Below are 14,763 nucleotides of genomic sequence, written 5' to 3' on the forward strand. Positions count from 1 at the left end.
CTCCCACGGCTGTGGGAGATTTTTTTAACTTCATTACTAATTGTTACTTCTTGTTCACTCAAATGTTGGTTTATAAAACGAGCGATTGTCCAATGGAAATACACGCTCTGAAAACTCACCGGGTGTCGTCTTAGACATGACGCGGTTCAGCATGTTCATTTTTGCATCAATATTATCTATATAATGAAGAATTTCTGCTTCCTTCAGCATTGGTCGTTTCGGGCTACCCCACTCTTCCTTCCCATGATGTGACAACACCATATGTTGAAGTAGCATGATTTCCTCGCCTTCTAACTCGAGTTCCTCTGCAGCCTTGGAAATTTCATTCACCATGATCGTGATATGTCCGAGAAGATTCCCTTCAATCGTGTACTGTGTGCCGACTGGACCGGATAGTTCAATGACTTTCCCTACGTCATGCAAAATAATACCCGCATACAGTAAGTCTTTATTCAAGGTTGGATACAACTCGGCGATAGCCTTTCCAAGCTTGAGCATCGATACTACATGGTCTAGCAAACCTGTTACATAGTCATGATGGTTTCTCGTAGCAGCAGGATACAACATAAAATCTTGCTGGTGCTTTTTCAATAAGTGGCGAGTAATCCGCTGAATATGTGGATTTTTCATTTCAAAGAAATATTGCATTAATTCTTCAAATAACACTTCTTTACTTTTTTCGGCGGATGGAACCAAATCTGCAATCGTAACTCCTTCATCTTCCTTAATCGGACGGATCGCTTTAATACGCAATTGATTTTTACCACGATATTCATGTACTTCTCCGCCTACTTTTACGATAGTGGCAGCTTGATACATACGTGCTTGTTCCTCGCCCGTATCCCACAATTTCGCTTCGAGATCACCGCTTTTATCTTGAAGAATCAATGTCATGAAAGGACTGCCCTGTTGTGTAACGCCTTTAGTCGCTTGTTTAATCAACAAATATAGATCAACAGGCTCTCCAACTTCGTGTTCCATTAGTTTTTTCATTACTGGATCTCTCCTTTTACTCTAGTACCAATCTCGACTTTATGTAATTTACTTGACCATTTCGTTTCCATTTCTGCATGGCAAGTAAAATATAAAAATTGATGAGATGGCTGTAACTCTTTAATTATTTCTATCATACGCGAAAGTCTTTCATTATCAAAGTGAACAATTGGATCATCCATGATAATTGGAAACGGCGCACGGTCCAAGAGAGCGGAAGCAAGTGCTAGGCGTAATGAAAGGTAAGCCTGCTCTTTTGTTGCCTGACTTAGTTCATTTATCGTAAATTGTTGACCATCGCGGGTTACTGCCTGAAAATACCCTTCCGATGTTAGACCTAATGTACGGTAACGATTCCCAGTTAAGCGGTTAAACCATTCATTCGCCTTGTCCAGAACAGCAGGCAATTGATGCTCTCTCCACTCACTCATCGTCTGACGGATTGCTACTGACACTGCTTTTCGGGCCATCCATTGCTTCGCGAGTTCTTCAAGTTCAGCTTTTCGAACTTCAAATAATTGCTGAAGTTCACTGTATGTCTTACTTGTTTTAAGTTGCGATAGCTCATGAGTCACTCGCACTTGCTCGTCTACCCGTTCAGTTACTTCTTTACGAAGAACTTGCAGACGATCTGCTATTTTCTTTCGGCTACGTTCAAGTTCTGGCAAGGTCCAGTCAGTTGTTAATGGTTCTTTTGTATATAGGGAGAGTTGCGAGTTAACTTCCGTCAACTGCCTTTTTACCAGTTGGGCATCTTGGTCATTTTGATAAGCAATATAAAACTGTTCTTTCTCCGACACTCCCGTTTGCTCGAATAACTCTTGGATTTCATTTTTCACAGAATTCAGTAACAACTCCGTTTCCTGCAACTGATTATCGAGCGCTTCTAGCGTCTGCTCCCTACTACGAGCTGTAGCATGCAGTTCTTTTTGAGTCATCAGTTCTCTTCGCAATTGGTCATGTACCACGTCTTCGGTTACCGGCCCGAGTATGGCTTCCACAGCCTCCAATCGTTCTTGCAGTTGCTGTCTCCCTAACTGCAAACGTTGCTGCCATATTTGTTGCTCTGCTGTCACGTCTTGTAATTCACGCAGTAGACGGAAACTCTCTTTTACATTGAATGTCATATCGATTGGATCTTCTTGCACAAATTTCTGCAATGCATTAACGGCTTGCTTCTTTTGACTGTGCACTTGTTCCATCTCAGCCGCAAGCTTCTGAAGTTTACGGTCAAGTCTCCCAATTTCCTCGAATAACTGTTGCCGATCCCTTTGCAGTTTTTCATATCGCTCAGCCAAACTATCAAGTTCGCTAGCTACTGATTCATTTTCTCGAATGAACGCCCGCTGTTCTTCCAATGAATGAGGCTGCTGTTTCCAAATCCAAATTCCAGTAGCCAAACTGAGGAAGCCAATAAGCACAAACAACCACTGCTGTTGCAACATACTATATGCACCGATAGCAAGACCGATGACGATGAATAACAGTGGGATCAGGCGGTTAGATAATTGTTGCTTGTCAGAAACAGATACGATGGCTTTAGCCTCTGCAACTCTACGTTTCAACTGTGGCCATTGTTGCAGTTTCGTTAGCTCCTGCTCTGTAACCTCCTGCCGATCAAGTTCCTCTTTTCGCCTCTCTGCTTCCTGACGATCGTTTTCCACTTCTGCAATCAGCCGACTCAGCGCATGCAGTTGCTGTTCAGCATCAGAGTGCTCAAGCAATAGCGGTTCTAGCTGACGTTCTCTTTGTATGGAGATATCCATTTTCTCCACTGCTACCATCTGTTCATCTGTGAGTCCAAGGCGATGTTTGAGTTGCACCTTTTTCGTATCAAGCAGTTTGATTTCCTGTTCTGCCGAGAGTATATCTGTACGTAACCGATGCCATTCTGCTTCCTGAGCTACCCAGCGTTCCAACTGCTGTCGTTCGCTGTCTGGTCGCAATTCAACTATTTCAGCTTTCCATTGTTGCTGTTCATTTACTAAACGTGTTTTTTTAATTTCTAGTTCAGCCAGTTTACTAGCCAACTCTTCATAGCGTCGGATTCCATCTACAGGGAAATTGTCATTCGAAAATTGTGCAAGCTGCTCCATTAATTGTCGTTGCTGTTGTTGCAGCGGTACAACCTGCATGGCAATCATCTGTTTTTCAGCTTGATCATGTAACTTCTGTTCTTCCCTTCGCAGTGCCTGTACTTGCTCGTCCAATTGGCGCTGTTGTTCTGATAGTGAATCGAATGTCGCAAGCTTTTGCTGTTCTTGTTGCATTGCTTGTTCAAGTTCCTTTATCTCTGCCAGTTTTTGATTCATAAGAGGTATTCTTCCCGTTTTTTTAAATAAGCTAGCTGCCTCTTTTTCCATTCTTTTTTCCACTTTCCACAATACATCGAGGCCCGTAGTTCCAGACGCTAGCAATGTGCGACTCAGTTCATCTTCATCCATCTTCTCGAGCCCTTGCAACTGAAACAGCGAGAAAGAAAAAATCGCTTCAAATGCACGACGATCATATCCTCTCAGCAATCGGTTCAACTCTTCTTCCCCTGCCGAGCGTCCATCATCAAAGCGAATGCTCACATCTCCCGATGACCTTCCCCGTATACGTTCGATCATCCAATCTCCAAATTCTTCATCTTCTATATGGAGACAACCACCATATTTCACACCTGTTTTCGGTTCATAACGGAGCTCTTGCTGATTCTTTTGTGGAAATCCAAATAAAATATGTAGAATTGCTTGCTGAATAGTTGTTTTGCCTGCTTCATTCGGTCCATAAAGAAGATTCATACCCTCGTGTAATTCAATTTCTATATTTTCATGCTGACCAAACCCATACAAGACGATCTTTCGGATGTTCAATTGATCATCCCTCCTTCAGCAGTTCATTCGCCAGTAAAGCGGCAGCCTTCACTTTCAATTGTTCTGTTTCACTCGGGGTCAAGCGTTCTAAATAACGTCCAGCGCGATGGCTATAAACTTCTTTCACAAGATCGTCCCAGTCATTCTGATCCCAACATTCCAACGTATATTCCACCGGTTCCAACAATGTTTTCGACAACTCCATATTTGACGTTCCTGGCCATTCAATTGACGCAATCCACACAAATGGATCCAAACCAGAATATTGTTCTCTCAATATATCAATCCATTCTGATTCAGATGACACATGTAGTAAATCGGCAGTTAATCCTTCTGTATGTTCCATCACTAATTCAACGACCATACTTCCCATTTCGGTTGCTAGTGTATCGATTGCTTCCTGGCATACCGTAACCCAATCATCTGCATATTCCACACCTTCACAGGAAACAGTCAAAGTGGTGAACACAATGTTAGAAGTTCGGACAAATTTTAAAGACGCATCTTCACCGGATAATGATACGTCATAAAATCCTTTTACACCTTGCTCATTACGATGTCGTCCTTGTATGTTTCCGGGATAAACAATCAGAGGCTCTTCCGCTAACTGCTGACGCTTATGTATATGACCTAGCGCCCAGTAGTGATAATTTTTATCTTGCAGTTCTCTCACTGTAAATGGCGCGTATACTGCGTGAGCGGAATCTCCTGCCACACTGCCATGCAACAAACCGATATGATAGCCGTCTTGGCCTGCTACCGGATAATCTGCTATCATCGACTCACGCACATGGCGCTGAGGATAGCTGAAGCCATACAGAGAAACCATCTCGCCTCTCACTATCAATTGCTTTTGTTCCACTTCTTCCGAAAACACGTGCACATTACCAGGTAAAGAAACTCTCGTCCAATTGCCAGCCAAATGATCGTGATTACCGTATGACAGAAATACAGGAATTTCTGCCTTTTCTAATTGCTGCATTCCTTGCTGAAAACGGATTTGTGCACGTAAACTGCGATCTTCTCCATCATACAGATCACCAACCATGACGACGAAATCCGGCCGTTCTTTTACCGCATACGTCACGAATCGTTCAAAAGCCACGAAGGTCGATTGCTGCAATCTGGCCAATTCATCTGGTCCTGCCGATGCCATCCCTTTAAATGGACTATCTAAATGCAAATCAGCTATATGTAAAAAACGAATTGTCTCCATATGTACACCTCTCCCTCGAATACTCGTTCTCTATTTTACCATAATTATTCATCTGCTGGATAGCGCATAAAAGCCCGGCATCCAATTAAGATGCCTGGCTTTGTCTGTTCTATTCTTTTCCTAATTGAATCGCTTTCTTCAAGTCTTTCAATGAACGTGACGGACCGTACATCAATACACCGCCACGATATACTTTCGCTCCAAACCAGCCAAGTACAATAATGGTCACAATCATGATAGCAATCGACAGTAAAGGCTCCCATAACGGTAAATCCAACATGCCTACACGCAAAAACATGACGAGAGGTGCAAAGAACGGTATGAAGGAAGCAATCTTCAAATAGCCAAGCTCTGGATTACCAAGACCTGATGCCGCAATAATAAACGCTGCCACCACGAGCAATGACATCGGCATGATCATTTGCTGAACGTCTTCTGTTCGGCTGACAAGCGAGCCGAGCAATGCTGCAAGCGTTGCATATAAAAAGTAGCCTAACAAGAAGAAGATAATCGCATAGACTAACGTACTGATCTGTAAATCTTTCAAACTAAAAAAAGCAGACAAATCGTTTTCTTCTCCCATTGAAGATATTTGATAGGCAATGAATCCTGCGACTCCATAGATGAGAATCTGCACAATTCCTAAAGAGCCAATCCCGATCACCTTTGCAAACATGTGCTTCACTGGTGATACACTCGAAATTAAGATTTCCATTACACGCGAAGACTTCTCCGTCGCCACTTCCGTTGCAATCATTGATGAGTAGATGATGACAGCAAAATAAATAACGAACATCAGCACATAGACCAATACACGTGCTTGATTCAACTCATCCTCCGATTTAGCGGAGGGTGAAATATTTTGCTTTTCAAACTGGATGGGGGCAAATAAAGTCGCTACTTGTTCACCAGACAGTGATAATTCTTCCGCCTTTAGCTCTGTCTGGATAGCCTGCAGAGCGTCGTGCAAAGTAGAAGGCAAGTAGGAATCCACCAAGCTTCCTGTCGTATAGCTCGCTTGAATGGTTTGAGAAGCGTCCAAATCCAACTCAATGAATGATTCAATCTCTTCATCCTTCACTTGCTGTTGCAACTGTTTTTTAGATTCTTCTGCAAGTTCTACAGTGATCGATTCTTCACTGCGCTGTAGTTGCCCTTGTAAACGTTTCAGCAACACACCACTTTGATCTAGTACAGGTATCGCTTTTTCCTCATCATTCCCTATAAATTTATCAGCTACATTAAAGAGACTGGGTAAATTTGCAAAGAGAAAAATTCCTGCTACCATAATGAGCGTCGTAATGAAGAACGATTTTGTTTTCGCCTTGGTCACAAAACTCTGTTTGAAAATAATCCAAAATTCACGCATGCTCTTCCCCCACTTTCGCAATGAAGATATCTTGCAAAGAAGGTTCTTCTATTTCAAAATGACGAATCGGTCCTTTTTGTAATGCTGCCTCCAATAGTTTATGCGCTACGTTTTCATCCGTCACCTGGAATACCGCTCCTTCCAATGAGTGATGTGACGTGGTGACGCCTTCTACTGAATCTAATCCTTCTAATGAAAAGTCTGAACGTATTCTCACATTCTGTTTACCAAATGAACGTTTTACATCACGTAAATTCCCACTGACAAGCTGTTGCCCATGATGGATAATACTTAGTTGCTCACATAGCTCCTCCACATGGTCCATTCGATGACTGGAAAATAAAATAGTCGCCCCATTGTTCCGGAAGTCCACGATCGCTTTTTTCAGCATTTCTACATTTACCGGGTCTAGCCCAGAAAATGGTTCATCCAGAATCAACAACTTCGGGTCATGCATCAATGAGGCGATCACTTGGATTTTCTGCTGATTCCCTTTCGATAATTCTTCTACCTTTTTATTCGAATAATGCGGGACTTCAAAACGTTCCAACCATTGAAGGGCTGCGTTTTTCGCATCAAATTTAGTCATTCCACGCAACTGACCTAGAAACATCAATTGCTCTTGCACCTTCATCTTCGGATATAAACCTCGTTCTTCCGGCAAATAGCCGATTTGGGGGCTTGTCGCGTACGATATCGTTCGACCATCCCAAGTAATTGATCCTTCTGTTGGGTTCAGCAATCCAAGAATCATTCGGAAAGTGGTCGTCTTGCCCGCACCATTTGCCCCTAGAAACCCGTACATCGTCCCTTCTTCTACTGTTAACGATAATTGGTCTACAGCAGTAAATTCACCAAATCGTTTCGTTACCTGCTCTACCTGTAATGCCATCCTTACAGTCTCCTTTCTTTCTCACTATCTAGATCTACGTTTCAGTTAGTAAATTGATTCATTACTCTCTCTTTTCTAGTACTAGACTTGCAATTCCATAAGATAGCAACATGATTGCATAAACTGTTGCCAGTAAAACAAAAGCTAGCTCTGTTCCTTCATATAACAATGCACCAAGCCACATTAACGCCAATACGATTACTGTGATCCCCCATGAAATCGTTCTTGCTTTAGCATGTATTTTTTCATATCGTTCATCAAAGCGGCGTTCTTTTTTTCCTTTTCTACGTAGGTACAACGCAATCACTAACACCGTCCCAAATCCAACAAAAAAACCTGAGAGACCCGATAAAGATGGCAACATACTAATTCCTCCTTCAAATCAATGTTGATTGTTTGCTATAGTTGCGCCAACAATGTAAGACGTCATGTGAATGACCCAAATGGCGGTAAAAATAAAGAAGGCGATCCCTGGCCCTTCCATCAGCATAACGGCCATCCACCCTATCAAAATAGCAATCGTTGTAGCAACCCAAGAATACGAACGTGCTTGGCGATGTATATTTTTATATCTTTCATCAAAGCGACGTTGTTTTTTTCCTACTTTCCAATTGATGTACCAAATAATTCCTGCAATCGCCAAACCAAGCGGCATCCCCAACAGAAAGGACCAAATAGTAAACCCTTCGTACATATTTATTCCTCCTCATACATAAAAATTTCTTCTATTCGACAAGCAAACAATGTAGCAATTTTAAACGCTAGCAACAAGGATGGATTATATTTTCCTTTTTCTAAAGAAATAATGGTTTGCCTAGAAACGTCCAATCTCTCTGCAAGCCCATCTTGAGTCCATCCCATTTCGACCCTTCTTTCTTTTATTCGATTATTCACTGCTATCACCCTTTACTAATCTTTCACTTCAAATGTAAAATAAACTTTACGTAAAGTTTACTTTACACCAAAGATAATGTCAAACAAACTTTACTAACAAATTTGCAAAGTTTTCTAAATTAAATAATGAATGACTATTCATTTTGTTTTTTTCGTAGTATACTGAATAAAAGATGATGGAGGAGATATTGATGAAAACATATAAACTTACTGCATATGAGAAAGACGGCTCGTTGATTACAGAAGAATCATTCACAGCAGAAACTGATGATGCTGCAAAGGAAAAAGGACACCAACTGCTCACTGAAAAAGATTTGTTAGAACGTACACACCGCTTGGCATCGCCACTTGGTAAACTATTATTATTTCATGTATAACAAAAAGACTGTTTCCTCAAAATTGGGAAACAGTCTCAGCTTGTAGACAAACAATAAAGTGATCAAGTTGAATTAACATTAGAGTAAAAAGGATAAAAATATTAGCTTGCAGTCCGAGGATGTATGGCAAAGATGTGCTCCTAACGCTTCGCTTTTACTCGCAAAAGCTATCCTTAGTAACGGCTTTCCCTTCGCTCAGTCCAGGGTCTCGCCAGTTACGCTAATCCCCCAGGAAAGCGTCCGCCTGGAACGTAGATCAACGGTAGCATGACCACTTGCTATTTCTTTTGTCTACAGTCATATATATATAAAATTAACCTATTCATCCAAGATTATTTCCCGGGAAACAATTAAACAGTCGATATCTTTCTAATTAGTAGCCTCAACAAAAAATATATTTACAATTAATTACATTTACGAGATATCACGAATGATTTCTTCCCTGCAAGTCACCCCATCGATTATTTCCTTTTGTCTTTACTCTCAGAAAAGCGAGATTTTTCTCCCTGTTTGTGATACGCTATCTTCGTCAATAATTCGTAGAAGGAAGTGACTGGTTTGAACATCGCTTTAATTGCCCATGATGAAAAAAAGGCCGAATTAGTAAATTTCACAATTGCCTATGAACACCTATTTGCTAAACATGATCTCTACGCAACGGGAACAACAGGTAAACGTATCATGCAGGAAACAGATCTTTCAGTAAATCGACTTATGTCTGGACCGCTTGGCGGCGATCAGCAAATCGGAGCGATGATTGCGACAGGTCAACTAGACTTAATTTTATTCTTTCGCGATCCGCTCACTGCTCAGCCGCATGAACCTGATGTGAGTGCCTTACTTCGCTTATGTGATGTGTATGGGATTCCACTTGCGACAAATTTAGCTTCAGCGGAACTTTTACTCCGCGCGATTGAAAAGGGTTATTTCTCATGGAGAGAAACAGCCGCAAAATATCAATAATCCATTATATCAAGTTGCTAATGAATGAGTAGTAAACGCGCAGAGCAATTGGCCATGCGCGTTTTTTTATTATTTCCCAAACTGCCCCTTCACTTTATTGTCCTGTAAAGTTTGGTTTCCTTTTCTCTACGAATGCCTGAATTCCTTCCCGGTGATCCGATGTTCTTCGCATAGCTGCTTGTGCTTCACTTTCTAACGCAAGCACTCTCTCCAACTCTGCACAACCCGCTGCATGCAAAATGTTCTTGGATGCTACCATTGATGCTGTAGGTGAATGCAAGATGAGCTGGGCACGTTGCTGTGCTGTATTCCACGCATCGCCATCTGGAACGACTTGATCAACAAGGCCGATTTGCATCGCACGTTTTCCATCTAGCACTTCGCCCGACCAGATTAGTTGCTTGGCTTTTGCAGTGCCTACTCGTTCTTTGAGGAAGAAATGACCACCACCATCCGGAACTAAACCGATCCCGATGAAATTCATCGCAATCTTGCTCGTTTCTTCTGCTATGACCACATCGCAAGCAATCGCTAGGCTGCAACCCAGTCCTGCTGCCGCGCCATGCACGGAAGCAATCGTAATTTGTGGCATACTATACAACGATAGAGCCAATCTCGACAGATCGACCATGATATCTTCCATCTTCATCGGTCCGCGCGGGTCCAGCATCGCTTTGACGTTCCCTCCTGCAGAAAATGCACGTCCTGCACCTCGGAATAAAACGACTTGTACCGCTGAATTCCCCTTCAACTCCTCAACGATATCCGCCAGTTCCCTCATCATCACACCGTCCATCGCATTCATGACATCTGGCTGATTCAATGTCACCGTCGCTAATCTTCCCTCGATTTCCAATACGATCTGTTTTGTCAAATTAATTCCCCCTTTTTATGAATGGTTATTCATTCATTCCATTATACACAATTACCAGATCATTTGCATAATTTTCTCACAAAAAAATTCCCCTATCAATGAGATGACGGGGAATTACTATTATGATGCCTAGAAAATAGTCCTTCTAAATACACTATTTTGCGTTCGATTGCTTCTTCAAACCCAAGGATATACGCAGCGGGTTCTTTCGGATTATGGAATTGTGTCAGTTTACCGGTGGCTGGGTCCATGAACTTGCTCGATGCACCACATCCTAACCCAATAATCGTTTGTGCTTCTTCCATAATCAAAATATTATACAGGCTCTCTTCTCCTGGCTTTGCATAGCCTACATTCTCAAGATTGCCTAAAATGTTTTTCTGTCTGTACAAATAATACGGGATATAACCATTTTCCCGCGTCCATTCTTCTCCGCGCTTCATTATTTTGCCTACCGTCTCGCGATCCGCTACTTGATATTTATCTTTATTGCGCGTCATCTCGGAAGCTCGTTTAAATGATAGCGTATGGATCGTCAGGGATTCGGGTTGCATCTTCTCCGTTTCTGCCAATGAATGTTCAAATTCGGCAAGACCTTCATTCGGAAGACCGATAATTAAATCCATATTAATATTGCGCATACCTTGCTCACGGGACAACCAATACTTATCGATCGTCTCCTGCACACTATGATGCCGGCCAATTGCCTTCAATGTTTCATCTGTATAGGATTGTGGATTCACACTGATCCGATCAATGCCCCATTTCTTGAGCACTTCAAGCTTTGGAATAGTAATCGTATCCGGTCGTCCAGCTTCCACCGTCACTTCGCGTACCTCCACCATATGAGGGAAAGAATCCACCATCGTTTGATAGAGTGCATCCATTTCATCGGCTTCAATTGAAGTGGGCGTACCGCCACCGAAATAAATCGTCGTGATTCTAATGTCACGTTCCTTCAGCCAATTTCCTATGACTCGCATCTCTTCATGTAGGCCATCTAAGAAGTTTTCCACCCGACCGTATTTCCTATGGATAGCATACGCAGGGAACGTGCAATAGGCACATTTTGTCGGACAAAACGGGATTCCGATGTAGATACTGACTTCCTGCTTCAACGAATATAAATCAGGTAACGCGTTCAACTGAATATCCGCAATCTGCGCGATTAATTCGCTCTTGCGAACAGATACTCGGTGTCGATTCCGCAACAAACGCTTTGCTTCCTCGACTGTTTTGCCTTCTTGTCGATACATATGATAGAGCTTCGTTGGACGAATTCCAGTCAATATACCCCATTCCTGCACCATGCCTGTGGCCCGCTCCAGCACCTCTAACAAGACATGAGAATACATTCTCTTCCTCTGGCGCACGATCTCCCGTTCATCTGTTTCCAATACGTCCTCTGAGAATTGTGCAGTGTGTCGTTGACCTTTCCATTGCAATACTGCCGACACGCCAGGTGATGTCTTTTCATATCGTTCAGTAAAATGAATATCGATTGTCTCATCATCTGCTACTTCCGTCACAATTTTTGATTGCTCGAAAAATAAATTGGCCAAATGAGTGAACATCCGAATCCAATCTTGGGGAAACTGTTCATTTACATTTAGTTGTTGCATCGCTCTTTCCTACTCTCCATCCGCTCTAAAAAAACCGGCCAAGGCCGGTTTTATCAGTTGAAATTTTCATAAAGATCTTGTACAGGTTTCAAGACCACACGGTTTACTTCCTCAATCAACTCACTCAGCTTCATCTCGGCTGTTAGCATCGTCATAATTTTAGGATTTTCCTGTGCCAGTTGGGCAGTCTTTTGCGCATGCTCTAACTCTTCGCCTGCAATTTCCTCGCCCGCCATTTGTTTTTGCTGCAAATTCATTTGAATTTCACGGAAGCTTTCAAACAAAACGCGTGCTTCCTCGTCTCCTTTTACATCTTCCATCGCAGATTTCACCGCTAGATATTGATCTGTCTTGCGTAATGTTGATTCCAATCTGTTCATATCGTCATAAATATTAACCGACATCTAATCTCCTCCTACATTCCATTTAATACAAGAGCTATAATTCCTTGTACGATTCCGATCGCTCCGCCAAGTACTGCACCTAGAACCGTAATCATCTTAAACTCCCTACGTGAAATACCGAGAACTAAATCCTCAAGAACAGCGACAGGGAATGTATCGACCTGTTCTTTCACCATTTCATCAAGCTTTAGTTTCTGTAAAGACTGTTCTAGTTGTGACTCTGCCTGACTAAATAAAAATCCGACAATTTTCGGTGTCACATTCTCTGCCGTCCAAATAGAACCTTGAGGCCAATAATGAGCGAGACTTTGATCTAGCCGATCTGTTAGTGCTAATTGGTCGAGCGCATATTGCTTCACTGAGCTAAACACACTATCAAAGTCAAACTGAGCCGTTAGCTGCTCCATCGGCTGTTGCTGAATATTACGCCATTCTTTCCATAATAAATTATCCAGCAACTCTTTTGTGCCCGGATTGCCAACAAATCTCAACGCCTCTCGCTGCACTTTGCCGACTAGTGATTCCGATTCTCCGAAAAACATTTGGAGCATGCCGCCAAACGTCCCTTTTGAATTAAGAAAATCATCAATTAACTTTTGGAACGTCTGTCTTCCTTCAGGTGAATCAATAAATTGTTCTGCACGTTGCAACAAAAAGTTCGATGCAAGTGGAATTCTTTCCTCTACTTGCTGTTGCCAACGCACCGGCATCACGTCTTCCACTGTTCCTGTTGTCACTTTTGATTTCATTTCTGACAATTGACGATCAATCAATAGAAGCATTTTCTCTTCTACTTGTTTCGGAAGCTCAGACCCACCTGCAAGATCCAACCAGTCATTCAACGTCTTGTCCGATTGCAGGACGTAGGTTTCTAATTTGTCCTGAACAAATGTCTCAACTCGCTTTTCCATAGTCGGTGTCAATAGCTTTTTCCGAAACGTATCGGGTGTCAGCAAATAATTTGTCACCGTCTTACCAAGCTGGGCCGCTAATTCATTGCGACGTTTCGGAATCAGGCCGGGCGTAAATGGCAAGCGTATGTTTCCGATAAATTTTGGTTCATGTGGTCTAAAAAGCATCTTAATCGCCAGGTGGTTTGTCACCCCACCGATCAATGCTCCTATGAACGCCATGAACAAAATGGTTAGCACTATTGTCAATTGTTTCACCTTATTCCACTTGGTCTTCGTTCCAATTATAACAAAAACCAGCTGAATGAAAAGCAATTCGAAGTGAGGTTATTTGTCTTTACAATTGATAGCGGTTCAGGTACGTTGCAGATAGAGCTTTTTTAACAACAGTCTTGCACTATTGAGGAGGTATCCATAGCATTGAGGAAAGAAATTACAGACCATTTGGGACGTACAATTGTGTATGAATTTCCGCCAAAGCGTGTTATTTCTTTATGCCCTGGTATTACAGAAACTTTATTTGCAATCGGTCTTGAAGACGAACTAGTCGGACGGACACGCTATTGTATTTATCCTGTTGAGGCAAAAGAGATCCCTGCCGTTGCAGGAACGAAAGATTTACAATTAGATAAGATCCACGCAGCAAAACCGGACTTGATTATTATGGAAAAGGAAGAAAATACGAAAGAGATGGTAGATACTCTATCGGCATTTTATCCGGTATATGTAGCAGAAGTGCAAACCATTGACGACGCGTACCGAATGATTACAGATATGGGCGCTGTAACAGATCGACAAAAAGAAGCGGACTCACTTGTTACGAATATCCAGCAAGCATTTGCGGAGTTACCCGCATTGCCTGCCGCACGTGTTGCCTACGTTATTTGGAAAAAACCGTATATGGTGGCAGGCAAAGATACATACATTAACTCCTTGTTACAGAAAATCGGTTTCGTCACTCCTTTTGCCTACTCAGATGATCGCTATCCCGTCGTGACAGAGGAACAATTTAAGAAGGCACAGCTCGATCTCGTTTTATTGTCTTCGGAACCCTATCCATTCAAGGAGAAACAACAGCTTCAATTTCAAGAGATGTTGCCGGATACTACTATTCAGCTTATTGATGGAGAGATGTTCTGGTATGGTGTCCGGATGCTACAAAGCGTGAACTATTTACAAAAATACGATTTCAACAGCTAATTCATTTTGTTCCATTATAAATCGTAGACATTCGTATGGCGTGTTCCATTTCATCATGTAACGCGATAAATAGAGGATCATACGCTTGATCAAATGGTACAGTCAGTAGCATTTCTTTATACTGTTCGACTCCTTCTAATTCAGAAACTAACGCATTTTTTGCGCATTCTTTCAAGTTTGTACAGGGTGC

Annotated in this window: 15 protein-coding genes and 1 pseudogene; 3 read left to right on the plus strand and 13 right to left on the minus strand. The window is 42.2% G+C overall.

Annotated features, from left to right (window positions below; all coding sequences use genetic code 11):
- Positions 1-54 precede the first annotated feature (54 nt).
- The 8 genes from yhaM to GD002_RS08345 form a co-directional block, all read right to left on the minus strand.
- Complete coding sequence (gene yhaM, locus GD002_RS08310; RefSeq protein ID WP_153731887.1) at positions 55-993, minus strand: 3'-5' exoribonuclease YhaM; 939 nt, start codon at positions 991-993, stop codon at positions 55-57.
- Entirely contained in the window at positions 993-3,851 is a 2,859-nt protein-coding gene (locus tag GD002_RS08315; RefSeq protein WP_153731888.1) for an ATP-binding protein, read from the minus strand. Before GD002_RS08315 ends, yhaM begins: the two co-directional genes overlap by 1 nt.
- 4 nt (positions 3,852-3,855) lie before the next feature.
- Positions 3,856-5,067, minus strand: coding sequence for a metallophosphoesterase family protein (locus GD002_RS08320; RefSeq protein WP_153731889.1), 1,212 nt, complete (start codon positions 5,065-5,067; stop codon positions 3,856-3,858).
- A 109-nt stretch (positions 5,068-5,176) separates the two neighbouring features.
- Complete coding sequence (locus tag GD002_RS08325) at positions 5,177-6,436, minus strand: ABC transporter permease (RefSeq protein WP_153731890.1); 1,260 nt, start codon at positions 6,434-6,436, stop codon at positions 5,177-5,179.
- Complete coding sequence (locus tag GD002_RS08330) at positions 6,429-7,328, minus strand: ABC transporter ATP-binding protein (RefSeq protein ID WP_153731891.1); 900 nt, start codon at positions 7,326-7,328, stop codon at positions 6,429-6,431. The genes GD002_RS08325 and GD002_RS08330 overlap by 8 nt, the downstream gene beginning before the upstream one ends.
- 61 nt (positions 7,329-7,389) lie before the next feature.
- Entirely contained in the window at positions 7,390-7,692 is a 303-nt protein-coding gene (locus GD002_RS08335; RefSeq protein ID WP_153731892.1) for a DUF3796 domain-containing protein, read from the minus strand.
- Between the two features lie 18 nt (positions 7,693-7,710).
- Positions 7,711-8,022, minus strand: coding sequence for a hypothetical protein (locus GD002_RS08340; RefSeq protein WP_153731893.1), 312 nt, complete (start codon positions 8,020-8,022; stop codon positions 7,711-7,713).
- Between the two features lie 2 nt (positions 8,023-8,024).
- Complete coding sequence (locus tag GD002_RS08345; protein ID WP_153731894.1) at positions 8,025-8,222, minus strand: helix-turn-helix transcriptional regulator; 198 nt, start codon at positions 8,220-8,222, stop codon at positions 8,025-8,027.
- 191 nt (positions 8,223-8,413) lie between these two features.
- On the opposite strand from GD002_RS08345, the gene GD002_RS08350 reads away from it, so the two are divergent.
- On the plus strand, positions 8,414-8,599 hold the full coding sequence (locus tag GD002_RS08350; protein WP_153731895.1) for a YhzD family protein: 186 nt from the start codon (positions 8,414-8,416) through the stop codon (positions 8,597-8,599).
- Between the two features lie 558 nt (positions 8,600-9,157).
- Complete coding sequence (gene mgsA / locus GD002_RS08355) at positions 9,158-9,562, plus strand: methylglyoxal synthase (protein WP_228548334.1); 405 nt, start codon at positions 9,158-9,160, stop codon at positions 9,560-9,562.
- Positions 9,563-9,656: 94 nt separating this feature from the next.
- On the opposite strand, the gene GD002_RS08360 is transcribed toward mgsA, so the two are convergent.
- The 4 genes from GD002_RS08360 to GD002_RS08375 all read right to left on the minus strand — a co-directional run bounded on the left by GD002_RS08360 (position 9,657) and on the right by GD002_RS08375 (position 13,631).
- Complete coding sequence (locus GD002_RS08360) at positions 9,657-10,442, minus strand: enoyl-CoA hydratase (protein ID WP_153731897.1); 786 nt, start codon at positions 10,440-10,442, stop codon at positions 9,657-9,659.
- An 89-nt stretch (positions 10,443-10,531) separates the two neighbouring features.
- On the minus strand, positions 10,532-12,058 hold the full coding sequence (locus GD002_RS08365) for a coproporphyrinogen III oxidase (RefSeq protein WP_153731898.1): 1,527 nt from the start codon (positions 12,056-12,058) through the stop codon (positions 10,532-10,534).
- 53 nt (positions 12,059-12,111) lie between these two features.
- A complete protein-coding gene (locus tag GD002_RS08370; RefSeq protein ID WP_153731899.1) occupies positions 12,112-12,462 on the minus strand; it encodes a YlbF family regulator in 351 nt (116 codons plus the stop codon).
- An 11-nt stretch (positions 12,463-12,473) separates the two neighbouring features.
- Entirely contained in the window at positions 12,474-13,631 is a 1,158-nt protein-coding gene (locus tag GD002_RS08375; RefSeq protein WP_153731900.1) for a DUF445 domain-containing protein, read from the minus strand.
- A 162-nt stretch (positions 13,632-13,793) separates the two neighbouring features.
- Between GD002_RS08375 and GD002_RS08380 the strand changes: the two genes are divergently transcribed.
- Positions 13,794-14,573, plus strand: coding sequence for a helical backbone metal receptor (locus GD002_RS08380; protein WP_153731901.1), 780 nt, complete (start codon positions 13,794-13,796; stop codon positions 14,571-14,573).
- A 1-nt stretch (position 14,574) separates the two neighbouring features.
- On the opposite strand, the pseudogene GD002_RS17760 reads toward GD002_RS08380, so the two are convergent.
- Positions 14,575-14,763, minus strand: a pseudogene (locus GD002_RS17760) (ferritin-like domain-containing protein); the annotation flags it as partial.

The organism is Sporosarcina obsidiansis (genome assembly GCF_009651005.1).
Lineage (GTDB): Bacteria > Bacillota > Bacilli > Bacillales_A > Planococcaceae > Sporosarcina > Sporosarcina obsidiansis.

Coding starts and splice junctions, on each gene's coding strand:
- GD002_RS08335 (WP_153731892.1), bottom strand. CDS start 7,692: ATGTTGCCATCTTTATCGGGTCTCTCAGGTTTTTTTGTTGGATTTGGG.
- GD002_RS08325 (WP_153731890.1), bottom strand. CDS start 6,436: ATGCGTGAATTTTGGATTATTTTCAAACAGAGTTTTGTGACCAAGGCG.
- yhaM (WP_153731887.1), bottom strand. CDS start 993: ATGAAAAAACTAATGGAACACGAAGTTGGAGAGCCTGTTGATCTATAT.
- GD002_RS08320 (WP_153731889.1), bottom strand. CDS start 5,067: ATGGAGACAATTCGTTTTTTACATATAGCTGATTTGCATTTAGATAGT.
- GD002_RS08350 (WP_153731895.1), top strand. CDS start 8,414: ATGAAAACATATAAACTTACTGCATATGAGAAAGACGGCTCGTTGATT.
- GD002_RS08370 (WP_153731899.1), bottom strand. CDS start 12,462: ATGTCGGTTAATATTTATGACGATATGAACAGATTGGAATCAACATTA.
- GD002_RS08365 (WP_153731898.1), bottom strand. CDS start 12,058: ATGCAACAACTAAATGTAAATGAACAGTTTCCCCAAGATTGGATTCGG.
- GD002_RS08330 (WP_153731891.1), bottom strand. CDS start 7,328: ATGGCATTACAGGTAGAGCAGGTAACGAAACGATTTGGTGAATTTACT.
- GD002_RS08340 (WP_153731893.1), bottom strand. CDS start 8,022: ATGTACGAAGGGTTTACTATTTGGTCCTTTCTGTTGGGGATGCCGCTT.